At 59.3% G+C, this 13980-nt stretch carries 14 protein-coding genes; 8 read left to right on the top strand and 6 right to left on the bottom strand.

Annotation, left to right across the window (positions count from 1 at the left end):
• Nucleotides 1-7 precede the first annotated feature (7 nt).
• The 5 genes from ftsH (at nt 8) to folD (ending at nt 5996) form a co-directional block, all read left to right on the top strand.
• Entirely contained in the window at nt 8-1981 is a 1974-nt protein-coding gene (gene ftsH, locus N1037_06695) for an ATP-dependent zinc metalloprotease FtsH (protein UWS80697.1), read from the top strand.
• A 268-nt stretch (nt 1982-2249) separates the two neighbouring features.
• On the top strand, nt 2250-2825 hold the full coding sequence (locus tag N1037_06700; protein UWS80698.1) for an MOSC domain-containing protein: 576 nt from the start codon (nt 2250-2252) through the stop codon (nt 2823-2825).
• Nucleotides 2826-3011: 186 nt separating this feature from the next.
• Nucleotides 3012-4688 (top strand): formate--tetrahydrofolate ligase, encoded by a 1677-nt coding sequence (locus tag N1037_06705; protein ID UWS80699.1) that lies wholly within the window; start codon nt 3012-3014, stop codon nt 4686-4688.
• A 60-nt stretch (nt 4689-4748) separates the two neighbouring features.
• Nucleotides 4749-5054: a chorismate mutase gene (locus N1037_06710; protein UWS80700.1), complete on the top strand. Its 306-nt coding sequence runs from the start codon at nt 4749-4751 to the stop codon at nt 5052-5054.
• Between the two features lie 39 nt (nt 5055-5093).
• Complete coding sequence (gene folD, locus N1037_06715) at nt 5094-5996, top strand: bifunctional methylenetetrahydrofolate dehydrogenase/methenyltetrahydrofolate cyclohydrolase FolD (GenBank protein ID UWS80701.1); 903 nt, start codon at nt 5094-5096, stop codon at nt 5994-5996.
• A 62-nt stretch (nt 5997-6058) separates the two neighbouring features.
• Here folD and N1037_06720 read toward each other — a convergent pair whose 3' ends face one another.
• Both N1037_06720 and N1037_06725 read right to left on the bottom strand, forming a co-directional pair.
• Complete coding sequence (locus tag N1037_06720) at nt 6059-6583, bottom strand: hypothetical protein (GenBank protein UWS80702.1); 525 nt, start codon at nt 6581-6583, stop codon at nt 6059-6061.
• A 15-nt stretch (nt 6584-6598) separates the two neighbouring features.
• Nucleotides 6599-6997, bottom strand: a complete 399-nt coding sequence (locus tag N1037_06725; GenBank protein ID UWS80703.1) for a DUF2306 domain-containing protein — start codon at nt 6995-6997, stop codon at nt 6599-6601.
• 142 nt (nt 6998-7139) lie between these two features.
• Here N1037_06725 and N1037_06730 point away from each other — a divergent pair, with 142 nt between their 5' ends.
• Nucleotides 7140-7901, top strand: a complete 762-nt coding sequence (locus tag N1037_06730; GenBank protein UWS80704.1) for a LytTR family transcriptional regulator — start codon at nt 7140-7142, stop codon at nt 7899-7901.
• Between the two features lie 9 nt (nt 7902-7910).
• On the opposite strand, the gene N1037_06735 is transcribed toward N1037_06730, so the two are convergent.
• On the bottom strand, nt 7911-8318 hold the full coding sequence (locus N1037_06735; protein ID UWS80705.1) for a PaaI family thioesterase: 408 nt from the start codon (nt 8316-8318) through the stop codon (nt 7911-7913).
• A 202-nt stretch (nt 8319-8520) separates the two neighbouring features.
• Complete coding sequence (locus N1037_06740; protein UWS80706.1) at nt 8521-9177, bottom strand: MarR family transcriptional regulator; 657 nt, start codon at nt 9175-9177, stop codon at nt 8521-8523.
• A 138-nt stretch (nt 9178-9315) separates the two neighbouring features.
• On the opposite strand from N1037_06740, the gene N1037_06745 reads away from it, so the two are divergent.
• Together N1037_06745 and N1037_06750 are read left to right on the top strand one after the other, a co-directional pair.
• The gene (locus N1037_06745; protein ID UWS80707.1) at nt 9316-10839 is read left to right on the top strand and encodes an MFS transporter; all 1524 of its coding nucleotides are present in this window, start codon (nt 9316-9318) and stop codon (nt 10837-10839) included.
• A gap of 210 nt (nt 10840-11049) precedes the next feature.
• Nucleotides 11050-11535, top strand: coding sequence for a DUF4405 domain-containing protein (locus N1037_06750; GenBank protein ID UWS80708.1), 486 nt, complete (start codon nt 11050-11052; stop codon nt 11533-11535).
• 86 nt (nt 11536-11621) lie between these two features.
• On the opposite strand, the gene N1037_06755 is transcribed toward N1037_06750, so the two are convergent.
• Entirely contained in the window at nt 11622-12188 is a 567-nt protein-coding gene (locus tag N1037_06755; protein ID UWS80709.1) for a hypothetical protein, read from the bottom strand.
• Complete coding sequence (locus N1037_06760; protein ID UWS80710.1) at nt 12185-13492, bottom strand: ATPase; 1308 nt, start codon at nt 13490-13492, stop codon at nt 12185-12187. The genes N1037_06755 and N1037_06760 overlap by 4 nt, the downstream gene beginning before the upstream one ends.
• Nucleotides 13493-13980: the final 488 nt, after the last annotated feature.

The raw sequence follows: 13980 nt of genomic DNA on the forward strand, positions 1-13980 counted from the left end.
TTATTTTATGCGCAACGAGGGCGTCCTGCGAGGATGCCCGGATATTAGGAGATATTCCTTGGGTAACGCACGTAACATCGCCTTCTGGGTTGTTCTGTTCGTCTTGATACTGGCGCTGTTCAATCTGTTCAGTGGCTCAGGCGGTACGATGCAGAGCAATGAGCGCTCTTTCTCGGATTTTGTCACCTCGGTGGAAGCTGGTCAGGTCAGCACCGTGGTTCTGGATGGCGAGCAGGTTCGCTTTTCCACGTCCGATGGTCAGAAGTATGTGACCATCCGGCCGTCGGATGCGGAAGTCACAAAGCTGCTGATCGACAATAACATTCCGGTGCGCGCTGAAAAGCAGCAGCAGTCTGGGTTCCAGTCTTTCCTGATCACCCTCTTGCCCTTTGTGCTGTTGATCGGTGTCTGGATCTATTTCATGAACCGGATGCAGGGCGGTGGCAAAGGCGGGGCCATGGGCTTTGGCAAATCCAAGGCCAAGATGCTGACGGAAAAGCATGGTCGCGTCACATTTGACGATGTTGCCGGCATTGATGAGGCCAAGGAGGAACTGGAAGAGATCGTCGAGTTCCTGCGCAACCCGCAGAAATTCTCGCGGCTCGGCGGTAAGATCCCTAAGGGGGCACTGCTGGTTGGCCCTCCCGGTACTGGTAAAACCCTGCTGGCCCGTGCCATCGCAGGGGAGGCCGGTGTGCCGTTCTTCACCATCTCCGGCTCTGATTTTGTTGAGATGTTTGTTGGCGTGGGTGCATCCCGGGTGCGCGACATGTTTGAGCAGGCCAAAAAGAACGCGCCTTGTATCGTGTTCATTGATGAAATCGACGCCGTGGGCCGCCATCGTGGCGCCGGCTATGGTGGCGGCAATGACGAACGTGAGCAGACGTTGAACCAGCTGCTGGTTGAAATGGACGGGTTTGAAGCCAATGAGGGCGTCATCATCCTGGCTGCCACCAACCGTAAAGACGTGCTGGATCCTGCCTTGCTGCGTCCGGGTCGTTTTGACCGCAATGTCACCGTTGGCAATCCCGACATCAAAGGCCGGGAAAAGATCCTTGGCGTGCATGCCCGCAAAACCCCGCTGGGGCCTGACGTGGATCTGCGCATTATTGCCCGTGGTACTCCGGGTTTCTCCGGGGCGGATCTGGCCAATCTGGTCAATGAATCTGCCCTGATGGCAGCTCGCGTTGGCCGTCGCTTTGTCACCATGGAGGATTTTGAATCCGCCAAGGACAAGGTGATGATGGGGGCCGAGCGTCGCTCGATGGTGCTGACCCAGGACCAGAAGGAAAAGACCGCCTATCACGAGGCAGGCCATGCGGTTGTTGGCTTGAAACTGCCGGAATGTGATCCTGTTTATAAGGCGACGATCATTCCCCGTGGTGGAGCCCTGGGCATGGTTGTGTCGCTGCCGGAGATGGATCGCCTCAACTGGCACAAGGATGAGTGTAATCAGAAGCTGGCCATGACCATGGCAGGCAAGGCGGCTGAGATCATTAAATACGGCGAAGACCATGTGTCGAACGGTCCGGCGGGCGATATCCAGCAGGCCAGCCAATTGTCTCGCGCTATGATCATGCGCTGGGGGATGTCCGATAAGGTGGGGAACATTGACTATGCTGAAGCCCATGAGGGCTACAGCGGCAATACCACTGGCTTCTCTGTATCGGCTCATACCAAAGAGCTGATCGAGGAAGAGGTCCGTACCTTCATTCAGAACGGCTATGACCGCGCCTTTGAGATCCTGACAGAGCATCAGGACGAATGGGAGCGCCTGGCGCAGGGGCTGTTGGAATATGAGACCCTGACCGGAGATGAGATCAAGCGGGTGATGAAGGGCGAGCCGCCGCATGAAAAGGGCGACGATTCGGATGAAGATCAGGGAAGTTCCTCGGTCACAGCCATTCCGAAAGCCAAGCCCAAGAAACCCTCCTCAGATGGGGAAACTGATTCGGGCCTGGAGCCGGAACCAACTTCCTGAGGCCCTTGAGCCGCACTAAACGTAATAGACCCCGGGATGCTGCATTGGCGTCCCGGGGTTTTTCGTTTGGCGGTGTTCTTTAAGGAACTGCGCTTTGGCTGGCTTTGGGGGTGGCGCTGCGGCGGCGGGCAGCTAAAGCTGCCCGCCGCCGCAGCGCCCGGGTCGGATCGCTTTGCGATCCGACCCGAAAGAGGGCTTTCTCTTGCCGGGGATAGTCTTATTGTCGCCAACAAAAGCCTACGTGGTATCTGGGGAAAAGGGGCGAGACATGCCGGTATTATTGGAAACAGAATTCAAAGGTGAAGTGGTCTGGGCTGGGGAAACCGGTGCCGATAGCGGCATTGCGTCCACGCAAGTGGCGGCTCTGACGCTTGGTTTTCACGGGGTGAGCGGGGAACGTCACCAGGGTGAAAACCGCGCTTCTTGTGTGCGTATGCGTAACCTCTACCCAGAAGGGACCACCATCCGGAACGTGAGACAGCTGAGCATCCTGTCAGAGGAGGAGCTGGCGCTGATCGCGGCGGATATGGGGTTGCAACGGGTCGATCCTGCCGCCCTGGGGGCCAACCTGGTGCTGCGTGGTATCCCGGATTTCACCTATGTGCCGCCCTCCTCCCGGCTGCAGGGGCCCGATGGGGTCACCCTGACCGTGGACATGGAGAACCGCCCCTGCATCTTTCCGGGGCGCGAAATTGACAAAGATCACGCAGGTTTTGGCCCCAAGTTCAAACCAGCGGCGCGTGGGCGCCGGGGAATCACTGCCTGGGTTGAGCGCCCGGGGCAGTTGAAACGCGGCGACAGCCTGCAGCTGTTTGTGCCAGATCAGCGCGCCTGGGCGCCCTAGGGGCACCCCATCGGGGACAGAACTTTCGTTTTGGCAACTTTCGTTCCCTCAAACTTTGGGGGACGCCGCTTCACGGCCGGAAAATGTCGGAAACCACGCGCGCAAGCTGCCACATTCTGACTAAATCTGAGACAGAACCGGTAAATTCAGGCCGGTGTTCGTTTTCTCACATTCAGGAACCAGGCCATGAGCTACAAGAGTGACATCGAGATCGCCCGCGAGGCGAATAAGCTCCCGATCCAAGAGATTGGTGCCAAAATCGGAATTTCGAGCGGTGATCTGCTGCCCTATGGCCACGATAAGGCCAAGGTCAGCCAGGAGTTCATCAACTCGGTGCAGGACCGTACCGATGGCAAGTTGATCCTGGTGACCGCGATCAACCCGACGCCTGCGGGTGAAGGCAAGACCACCACCACCGTGGGGCTGGGCGATGGCCTGAACCGCATTGGCAAAAACGCCATGGTCTGCATCCGTGAGGCCTCGCTGGGGCCAAACTTTGGCATGAAGGGCGGCGCTGCTGGCGGCGGCTATGCACAGGTTGTGCCAATGGAGGAGATGAACCTTCACTTTACCGGCGATTTCCATGCGATCACCTCGGCGCATTCGCTGCTGTCGGCGATGATCGACAACCACATCTACTGGGGCAACGAATGCGACATCGACATCCGTCGCGTCGCCTGGCGTCGAGTGGTGGATATGAACGACCGCGCCCTGCGTCAGATCACCGCCTCCCTGGGTGGCGTGTCCAACGGTTTCCCACGTGAAACCGGGTTTGACATCACCGTGGCCTCCGAGGTCATGGCGATCCTCTGCCTGGCCACCGACCTGAAAGACCTGGAAAAGCGCCTTGGCGACATCATCGTGGCCTACCGCCGCGACAAAACCGCCGTCTACTGCCGCGACATCAAAGCAGAAGGCGCCATGACCGTGCTGCTGAAAGACGCGATGCAGCCAAACCTTGTACAGACCCTGGAAAACAACCCAGCCTTTGTACACGGCGGTCCTTTTGCAAATATCGCCCATGGCTGTAACTCGGTCATCGCCACCAAAACCGCGCTGAAAGTCTGTGACTACGTTGTGACCGAAGCGGGCTTTGGTGCTGATCTTGGCGCTGAAAAGTTCATGAACATCAAGTGCCGCAAGGCCGGTATCGCGCCGTCGGCTGTGGTTCTGGTTGCCACCGTGCGTGCGATGAAGATGAACGGCGGCGTTGCCAAGGCAGATCTGGGCGCTGAAAACGTCGAGGCGGTGAACAATGGTTGTGCCAACCTGGGTCGCCACATCGAGAACATCAAAAGCTTTGGTGTGCCTGTTGTTGTTGCCATCAACCACTTTGTCACTGATACCGAAGCCGAAGTTGACGCGGTCAAAGCTTATGCAGAAACCCATGGTGTTGAGGCGGTTCTGTCGCGCCACTGGGAGCTGGGTTCGGAAGGCTCCGCGCCGCTGGCCGAGAAAATTGTTGAAATCGTCGATACCGGATCTGCCAACTTTGCGCCGATCTATCCTGACGACATGTCACTGTTCGACAAGATCGACACGATTGCCAAGCGTATCTACCGCGCGGACGAAGTGCTGGCTGACAACAAGATCCGCAACCAGCTGAAAGAATGGGAAGAGGCAGGATACGGCAACCTGCCGGTCTGTATGGCGAAAACCCAGTACTCCTTCTCGACCGACCCAACCCTGCGCGGCGCGCCTGTTGGCCATTCGGTTCCGGTTCGCGAAGTACGCCTTTCGGCAGGGGCTGGTTTCATCGTCGCAGTCTGCGGTGAGATCATGACCATGCCGGGTCTGCCCCGCACCCCTGCAGCAGAGAATATCTGCCTAAATGACGACGGCCAGATCGAAGGCTTGTTCTAAGACGCAAAATGCGCTTTCTGCGGCCCGAGACACTCTCTCGGGCCGTATGAGTTTTAAGTGATGACAGATTTGACCCCGGCGCAGAACTGCGCTGACATGACCGAACTGCGGGTCCAGATTGATGATCTGGACCAAATGCTGGTAGAGCTCCTGGCGATACGCGCGGGGTATATTGACCGGGCGGTTGAGCTCAAAAGCCAGAATGGCTGGCCGGCACGGATCCCGGCTCGGGTAGAGGAAGTCATCAGCAACGCCCGCGCCAAGGCGGGTCAGTCCGGGCTGGACCCGGATCTGATCGAGGGCCTGTGGCGCCAGCTGGTGGAATGGTCGATTGCGCGTGAGGCGCGAGTGATCCACGAGAGATAAGGCGAACCGGTTTGGTTTCGCGGTAAAAGGAAGAATGCAATGGCAGCAAACATCATTGACGGCAAAGCCTTCGCCGCCACGGTACGCGAAAAAGTCGCAGGGCATGTTGCGCGGCTGAAGGAAGAAAACGACATTACTCCCGGTCTTGCCGTGGTTCTGGTGGGCGAAGATCCTGCAAGCCAGGTCTATGTGCGCTCCAAGGGCAAGCAGACTGTTGAGGTCGGCATGAACTCCTATGAGCACAAGATGGAGGCCGATACCTCGGAAGAGGATTTGCTGGCGGTGATCAATAGGCTGAACAATGATCCTGCCGTGCATGGTATTCTGGTGCAGCTGCCGTTGCCCGATCATCTGAACGAAGACCTGATCATCAATTCCATCGCGCCGGAAAAAGACGTGGACGGGTTCCATATCTCCAACGTCGGCCTGCTGGGGACAGGACAAAAGTCCATGGTGCCCTGCACCCCGCTGGGCTGCCTGATGATGCTGCGTGACTATCACGGCAGCCTCTCTGGCATGGATGCGGTGGTGATTGGCCGCTCCAATATCGTCGGCAAGCCGATGGCTCAGCTGTTGCTGGGCGATAGCTGCACCGTCACCATCGCGCATAGCCGCACCAAAGACCTGCCAGAGGTGGTGCGCCGTGCCGATATCGTGGTGGCCGCTGTGGGTCGCCCTGAAATGGTGCCGGGCGACTGGATCAAAGAAGGCGCCACCGTCATTGACGTAGGCATCAACCGCATCCCGGCGCCGGAAAAGGGCGAAGGCAAGATGAAGCTGGTCGGCGACGCTGATTTTGCCAGCTGTTCGGAACGTGCCGGTGCCATCACCCCGGTTCCCGGTGGCGTTGGCCCGATGACCATTGCCTGCCTTTTGGCCAATACGGTTACCGCCTGCTGCCGCGCCAATGGTCTGGCAGAGCCCGAAGGCCTGACCGCCTGATCCTGCCGACCTTTTGGATTTAAAACCAGCAGGGCGCCCTAAACAGGGTGCCCTGTGTTGTTTCAGGCCAAAGCTGCGCCTCTGGTGCTGGGCCAGGTCAGGATGCGCAGGGGCCGCCCCAGAAAACTGCCAGAGGCCAGCCCCAGCAGGGCCGGGAACAGGATCTGATAGACCAGCCCTGCGGTCAGGTCCGGCGCCACAGCGGCAAAGACGCCATTGGCAAAGTTGGCCCAGAACAACAACATCATGACGCAGAGGCTCAGCCATTCTCCGGTGACCTCAGCCCGCAGCCCGGTGCGGGAGAGGGTCCAACGCCCCTGCAGCCGATACCCGCCAAGGATACCACAGAGATAGGCCAGGCCCCAGGCGGTTACGGCCAGCTCGGGGCGTTGCTGCGCCATCAGGGTAGGGACGGTGGTCAGCGCAATCAGTGGCATCAGGAAATAGGGCAGGATCGAAATTTTGCGGTCCCGGCTACAGAAAATTCCCAGTCCAATCAGCAAAAACAGCAGCGGCCAGATCCAGATCGGGGCGCCCGTTACAATGCCGGTCACGATGCCAGGCAGAAATTCAGTTAGAAAGTTCATCATCATATTCCTTGTTCAAAGACCAAAAACAACGGCATGCATCAGCCGCCCAGGCAGCAGGGTAAAAACGCCAGCCGCCGTCAAAGAGCCATAGGTGAGCCAGGTCATCACCCGGCGGTGCCGGCCCCTGCGCTTGCCGCGCGCGGCAGAAACAGCCACGACCAGCGACACCAGGGTCACCAGAGACAACAGGTGGATGGGGCTGAAGCCGCCAATCAATTGGATCTCCTGGATCCAGAAACTCGACAGGGCGACGCAGGCCATCAGCAAAACCCAAGCCCAGCCAAGGACCCTGTGCAGGCGATTGCCGCGCACCAGGGTGAACAGGGCGATGGTCAGCGGGATAAGGGCCAGGGCAGCACAGGCGTGAACCTGAATGGGCCAGGGCGCAGAGAAAAGCGGTGAAAATGTCATTGGAGGTCCATGGTTGATATCTGCCCTCAACCCATGGCAATTTCAGCGCAATATCGGCAAAGTGATTTACGCCAGAGGCCAGATGGCTTCGTGAAATGCAGGGAATTTTGTGGAAATGTCATTCACGATGCGCCAACAACCGATGACAGTTTGGCTGCTTTTGCTCTGGGTCCTGGTGACGATTTTTGCCGCCTCGGCCGGACCCTTTGGCACCTTTGAAGGCCTGGGGTTTGGGGGGCGCCTTGGATATTGGGCCGTGATTGTGGGCCTGTCGATCTGTCTGACCCGGTTGCAATTGCATCTGTTGCGCGGTCGGCCACAGATCCTGCGCTTTGCCAGCCAGCTGCCCTATGGGTTGGCGCTGGCGGCGATTGCCCACGGCATGAATATGGTGATCTTTGCAAACTGGGGCGGCTGGTCCGATTTTGGCTTTTTGGCCCTGGTGACGCTGAGTGTTGTTTTGATGATTGAGGCGGCGGTTTTCCTGGCCCGCAGCTATGCCCAGCCGGTTGCGCCGCCGGTGGTGCCGCCGACAGCTGAGCCCGACAACCCGGCGGCGCCGCCTGATCCCGGTGCTGATTGTGAACCTGACCCGGCGGTTCTGTTCCAGCGCCGTTTGCCACTGGAAAAACGCGGCGCTTTGATCCGGCTGGAGGCGCAGGATCACTATTTACTGGTGGTCACCGACCAAGGCCGCGACACCCTGTTGTTGCGCCTTGGCGATGCCGCTGACGAACTGGCTGAGGTTGGGGTGCGGGTGCATCGCTCCCATTGGGTCAGCTGCGCGCAGGTGCGCGGGCACAGCCGCCAAAAGGGCCGTGACTTTCTCAAGATGGCGGATGGGCAGCAGGTGCCGGTTAGCCGCAGCTACAAAGAGGCCGCGCAGGCGGCGGGGCTTTTCTAGAGCCCTCGCTTAGGGCTCAACCGGTATCATGGTGCCTTGCAGCACGGCGATGAGTTTCTCCTGCTGGCCAGTGACGGCATGCACCTCGGCGCTGACCACAACAAGCCGGCGCCCGGGTTTGATCACCCGGCCCGTAGCGCGCAGATAGTCCCCGGCGCCGGGGGCCAGCAGATTGACCTTGATCTCGGCTGTCATCACCTCCTGATCTGGTGACAACAGGGTGAGCGCCGAATAGCCCGCAGCGCTGTCCCCTATGGCAAAGGTCAGCGCGGCATGGGCAAAGCCCTGCTGTTGACGGCTGGTGGCCAGGATGGGGGCTGTGATCACCACCTCTCCGGGGGCAATGCTGCTGAGACTGGCCCCGAGGGTTTCCATCATGCTCTGACGGGCAAAGCTGTCGCGAATGCGCTGTTCCAAAGGCGGGTCCTTTTGTTGCAAGTCGTGAATGTTCAGACGCCAAGCCTAAAGCAGGACAGGGCGCTTGCGCGGGTGACGCTGCGTGCCGATCAAGCGCGCAATGGCCTGCGGGCGGTGCAGCCCTGCATAGCCGCAGGGTGACAGCAGGGGCATTGTCTTACGCATCGTGACCCGCTCCTGGGCTGCGGGCTACGGCAGGTTGTCAGGTGGTGTCGGGATCCTTGGCAAGCTGCTCGGCGATGGCCTTGATTTCCTCCGGGAACCGGGTTCGGCCAATGGGGCCGGCCTCTTCCGTCCATGCGGCGAAGCGTTCGAACAGCGGCACAAACAGCGCGAGCTCTTCCTCGCTCCAGCCGGATAGGAATTCCCCAAGGATCAGAAACTTGAAGCGGCGCACAGCCTCGATGATGGCAGTCCCACGGTCTGTCAGCTCTACCAGAGTGCGGCGGGCATCGCGCTGGCTGGCGGTGCGCCTGGCCAGCCCGCGCGCGATCAGGTCACTGACAACGCGCGAGGCGCGCGAGGGGTCTATGCGCAGGCGGGTGGCGATGGTGGCCACCATTACCTCTTCGGTTTCGTCGTCGCCGCCAAAGGCGCTGGCCGGGGCCCAGATCGCCATCATTACATCCAGCTGCGCCAGATCGATTTCATCGTCCAGCCCAAAGGCCGCCAGGGCCGCCGCGCCCAGTTCGCGCTTGTTCACCCGGCGCCGCCACTGCTGCAGGACGCCATCGACCTCCAGTGCGGCTGTTCCGGTCCGGCTGTCAATTCCGGCCTGTTCCAGAAATTGCGTCAGTTCAGTGTCGCGTCCGCCTATAGCTCCGCCCTCCCGGTTGCTGACGCCCGCTGGGATCGTCATGTGAAAATTACATGCTGTTGACATGTAATTGCTAATAACATACATCTGCTACCAACAGATGAGCCGTTGCAGGACAGATCGCAAGCAGTCCGTTGGGATGGCATCTTTCCAGTCCACGGCCAGAGCAAGGATTATCATGTGAACGGACCAATCCCAAGTCCTCCCGCGCCCCTGGATGACCGGGAGCTGAAACTGATGATCGGAGCCATCGCTTCGGTTCTGTTTATTGCTTCGCTGGGGCAGACCGTGGTGACCACCGCGCTGCCAACTATCCTCAGTGAGCTGGGTGGGCTGGCGCAGATTACCTGGGTGATTACGGCCTATCTGATGGCGGCAACGGTGGGGGCGCCCATCTGCGGCAAGCTGGGCGATCTGTTTGGGCGTAAACCGGTGATGCAGGGCGGCATTGCGGTGTTTTTGCTGGGGTCGTTGATTTGCGCGCTGGCGCCCAACCTGTGGGCGCTGGTCGCAGGGCGGTTCGTACAGGGGATTGGCGGCGGCGGTTTGATCGTGGTGTCGATGGCCACCGTGGCCGATATGGTGCCGGCGCGGGAGCGGGGCCGCTATCAGGGGCTTCTGGGCGGCGTTTTTGCAGCCTCCACCGTGGTGGGGCCTTTGGCCGGGGGCTTTATCGTGCAGCATTTTGCCTGGGAGTGGCTGTTTCTGTTGAACTTGCCCCTGGGGCTGGCTGCTTTTGTGGTGCTTTCGCGCTCCCTGACCTCGGTGCCGACTGGTCGGCGTCCCTCAATTGACTACGCGGGAGGGCTGAGCCTGGCCCTGCTGCTGTCGTTGGCGGTGATTTCGGCAAGCCTGGGGGGCAGCGTTCTGGCCTGGAACAGTGCCGAGATGCTGGGGCTGTTGCTGGCGACAGCTGTGGCGTTGCTGGCCTTTGCGGTGATCGAGACACGCGCGGCAGAGCCGATTTTGCCCCTTGGGCTGTTTCGGATCAACACCTTCCTGGTGTCAAACGCAGTGGGGTTGATTGTCGGCTCTGCGATGTTCGGGACGATTGTTTTTGTCCCCTTCTTCATGCAGGTGGTCAAGGGCATGTCGCCGGCGCTGTCGGGCATGTTCACCTTCCCGATGATGATCGGCATCATTCTGGGCTCGACTATTTCGGGGCGCATCATGGTGCGGACCGGGCGGTATCGCCGGATGCCAACAGTGTCTACGCTGGTGCTGGCCGTAGCCATGGCCTCTTTTGCGCAGATGACCACCCAGACGGCTGATTGGTGGATCGCCGTCTCCATGGTTCTGACCGGGCTGGGGATTGGACCTGTGATGGCAGTCGGGGTGACGGCAATCCAGAACGCAGTCCCTGTCTCCATGGTGGGGGTGGGCACGGCAAGCGCCAATATGTTTCGCATGATCGGCGGCTCGGTGGGCACAGCAGTGTTTGGTGCAGTCTTTGCCGCAGGTCTAACGCGGGAGCTTGGCGGCGCGCTTGGCGGGGTAAATCCGCGCAGTCTCAGCAAGGATGCCATTGCCGCAATGCCGCCTGAGCTGCGCGAGATGGTGGTGAGTGGCATCGCACAGGCTTTGCATCCTCTGTTCTGGGCGGCGGCAGTGATGGCCTGCCTCGCCTGCTTGATTTCGCTGTTTCTGACAGAAATTCCCTTGGAGGATAGACTGGCCCCCAGGGGCGCGGACGCCGCTGAATAGCGACGGGGCCTGCGGCAGCTGAGGCGGCAAGTGCTGTGCCGCCCAAAGGTCAGGCAGTAGTCAATATCCCTTTGGGCCGGAATGGCACCGGATTAAGACAGAGACCCCAGACGGCACGGCAGATTGTGCGCCATTCTGGCAAGGAGGCGCGACGGAAACCTGGTGGCGCTGCGTTCAGATATAAAGCAAGTCAAATACAGGAGCTTTATGATGTCTGCGTTACGCACATGGGCCACGCCACTGACCGTCGCAACCTTCCTTGTTATGGGGATGACGGGGATTTTGATGTTCTTTCATCTGGATAGCACGTTGAACAAACTGCTGCATGAATGGGGCGGCTGGCTGATGGTGGGGGGCGTACTGGCGCATCTGGTGCTGAACTGGCGCCCCTTTACCAGCTATCTGAAACGTCCCATCGGCCAGGGCATCATCGGGCTGGGGGTGGTGGTTCTGGCGCTGTCCTTCTGGCCGGTTTCCAGCGATGGAAGCCCGGTGCGCCATCTCATGCAGGCGGTGGCGCAGTCGGATGTTGCCACGGTCATCGCGCTGAGCGGCCAGCAGCTGGATGCGGGACTGGAGGCGCTGGCGGCGGCAGGGCTGCAGGCCGATCGCACCACCACCATGGCAGAGCTCACCGGTGGCGCGCGCGGGGTGCAAATGCAGGTGATTGATGTGTTGTTTACCGCGGGCGAATAACCACCCCTTGGCCGCTGCAGCGCGGCGTTTGGCCCGGCTCTGCGGCAGTCTGCAGCGGCGCTGCCAAATGGCTGCAGGGGCAGGGCTCAGCTAACAGGAAAGCAGTATTCGAGCCGGTATTGTTCAAGCAGAGATATGAAAGTATTCGATTTTTCAGGGCTTTCCAGCTTCTCATGCAGAATAAAGAAACTGGTTTTGTCCCTGTAAACATAGCTGTCTGCCCCCTCTCTGGGGGAGGGGGTATAGGGCGGTTTGGGAGTGCGGCGCATTGCCATTTCGTGGCGGGCAAAAGACCCTTTTGCCATGGTGAACACCATGATGGCGGCGCCTTTTCCATCGCCATAATCGGGGATCCAGGCGGAGCGGTGTCCGTCGCGGTCTGGGTCCTGCAGCTGCAGATCTTTCAGGTTGAGCAGAAAAGACGACCACAGGACCTTGCCGTGGTCCTGCCAGTCTTCATAGACATAGGTGGTGAGGCTACAGTGCTGCAGGCGCACTTCATGTCGGCGCTCTGCGGTCTCATGAAAGCCAGCGGCTTCCACCTGGGCGGCCAGGGCTTGCCTGTGGCTGTCCGCCAAAGCAAAGGAGACCCCAAGGGTTGCCTGACCTGCCAGCAAAGCAACACCGAGACGGGCCAAGGATGTCACCGTCATTTGACGATATGCTCGTCTTTGACAAACATATTGGCCCAGGCGCGGTCGATCAGGTCTGGTGACATCTGATAGGGAATGCCTTCGAATTCACAAATGGCAATCATCTGGTCGATCAGGAAGATCGGCTGATAGTTGGCGTAGATATTGTCGATGGTCGGGTATTTTGCTTTCAGCAAATGCACCAGCGCGGTCTCGTCCAGGGGCATACCGCGTTTGCGCGCCACCATGGCAAAGATCTTGAGGAAGTTTTCCTGGCTTGGGCCGTCGATCTTGATCTTGAAGAAAATCCGCCGCAGCGCCGCCTGGTCAAAGATCTCATTGGGGTGAAAGTTGGTGGAAAAGATCACCAGGGTGTCAAAGGGCACCTCAAATTTCTCCCCCGATTGCAGGGCGAGGATATCCTTGTTTTCTTCCAGCGGCACAATCCAGCGGTTGACCAAGGTCTGCGGCGGTTCCGCCTGGCGGCCAAGGTCATCGACGATGAAGATGCCACCGGCGGATTTCAGTTGCAGCGGCGCCTGATAGGTGCGGGCCGTTGGGTTGTAGACCAGATCCAGCATATCCAGCGTCAGCTCGCCGCCGGTGATCACCGTGGGGCGTTCACATTTCACATAGCGGCTGTCAAACCGTTTGGGGCGGCGCAGGGCGTTTGGATCCTCTGGCGCCTCTTCGATCAAGGTATGTACGATTGGGTCATAGACGGTGATCACCTGACCGGCATATTCAATAGCACGCGGCACATAGACGTGATCACCCAGGGCATCGCGGATCCCGTTGGAGATCGAGGATTTACCGTTGCCGGGCGGGCCATACATCAGGATAGAGCGGCCAGCGCTGACGGCGGGCCCCAGATGGTCCAGCAGGCTGTTGGGCAGCACCAGATGGCCCATGGCGCTGACCAGCTGATCCCGTGTCACCATGATATTGCGGATCGACTGGCGTTTGATCTGTTCGCGGTAGACATCCAGCGGCACCGGCATGGCGCCAAAATACTCTGATTGGCTCAGCGCGTCCTGTGCACGCGCCTTGCCCGCATCGGTCAGCTGATAGCCCATCTCGTTACCGCTATTGGCGTTGAGCGTGCCGGTGGCCTCCAGCAGTTTTTGCTCGCGGGCCATGTCGATCAGCTCTTGTGTTACCGGCATCGGCAGGCAGATCGCCTCGGCCACTTCGCTGACCACATTGACGTTCTTACGGAAAATCGTCTTGAGCAGGATGTCCCGCATCATCACGATGGGTAGCTGCATCTGCTCTAATCCCTTGGGGGTCGGAGGTGCAGTGACGGGGCTGTTTTGCATGTTCATCTGGTGGCCTGCTCATCTGATCGCGAAGGTGCCGGGGCCTGCACAGGGCAGGGGGGGCTTGCGCAACAGTCTATTCACCACTGCGGCAAGACTGAGGCAAAGCCAGAGCAATTTAGCGGTGGAGTAGGGCAGATTTGAAATGGATTGCAGCCAATAGCTGAAGCCAGCCTCAGGGGGCATCGTCAGCGCGGCTGGGGGGGGGAATACAGCGTTCCGAGGTTCTGTCGACAACACAATGGTGCAAGGGATGGGAGAGCTTGACATTAACCAAAATGGCCTCGGCTGTAGTTGGTTCGCAAAGGTCTATTTTGTCCAAGTGATTCGTAAAATGTACTGCTCTGGCCATGGCCTAGTTGCACTTAATAGGGGAAACAGGTCTCATTTCTATACTAAAGAGGGGCCAAATACGCCCAAATTGCTACCCAGAGATGAAGTAAGGAGTGTTAATAACTTCTCAGCGCAGTGTTCACATACTGCTCATTTGTAAA

The organism is Phaeobacter sp. G2 (assembly GCA_025163595.1).
Taxonomy (GTDB): domain Bacteria; phylum Pseudomonadota; class Alphaproteobacteria; order Rhodobacterales; family Rhodobacteraceae; genus Pseudophaeobacter.

Coding starts and splice junctions, on each gene's coding strand:
- N1037_06720 (UWS80702.1), bottom strand. CDS start 6,583: ATGAACTTTCTAACTGAATTTCTGCCTGGCATCGTGACCGGCATTGTA.
- folD (UWS80701.1), top strand. CDS start 5,094: ATGGCAGCAAACATCATTGACGGCAAAGCCTTCGCCGCCACGGTACGC.
- N1037_06730 (UWS80704.1), top strand. CDS start 7,140: ATGACAGTTTGGCTGCTTTTGCTCTGGGTCCTGGTGACGATTTTTGCC.
- N1037_06740 (UWS80706.1), bottom strand. CDS start 9,177: ATGACGATCCCAGCGGGCGTCAGCAACCGGGAGGGCGGAGCTATAGGC.
- N1037_06725 (UWS80703.1), bottom strand. CDS start 6,997: ATGACATTTTCACCGCTTTTCTCTGCGCCCTGGCCCATTCAGGTTCAC.
- N1037_06705 (UWS80699.1), top strand. CDS start 3,012: ATGAGCTACAAGAGTGACATCGAGATCGCCCGCGAGGCGAATAAGCTC.
- N1037_06710 (UWS80700.1), top strand. CDS start 4,749: ATGACAGATTTGACCCCGGCGCAGAACTGCGCTGACATGACCGAACTG.
- N1037_06755 (UWS80709.1), bottom strand. CDS start 12,188: ATGACGGTGACATCCTTGGCCCGTCTCGGTGTTGCTTTGCTGGCAGGT.
- N1037_06750 (UWS80708.1), top strand. CDS start 11,050: ATGTCTGCGTTACGCACATGGGCCACGCCACTGACCGTCGCAACCTTC.
- N1037_06700 (UWS80698.1), top strand. CDS start 2,250: ATGCCGGTATTATTGGAAACAGAATTCAAAGGTGAAGTGGTCTGGGCT.
- ftsH (UWS80697.1), top strand. CDS start 8: ATGCGCAACGAGGGCGTCCTGCGAGGATGCCCGGATATTAGGAGATAT.
- N1037_06760 (UWS80710.1), bottom strand. CDS start 13,492: ATGAACATGCAAAACAGCCCCGTCACTGCACCTCCGACCCCCAAGGGA.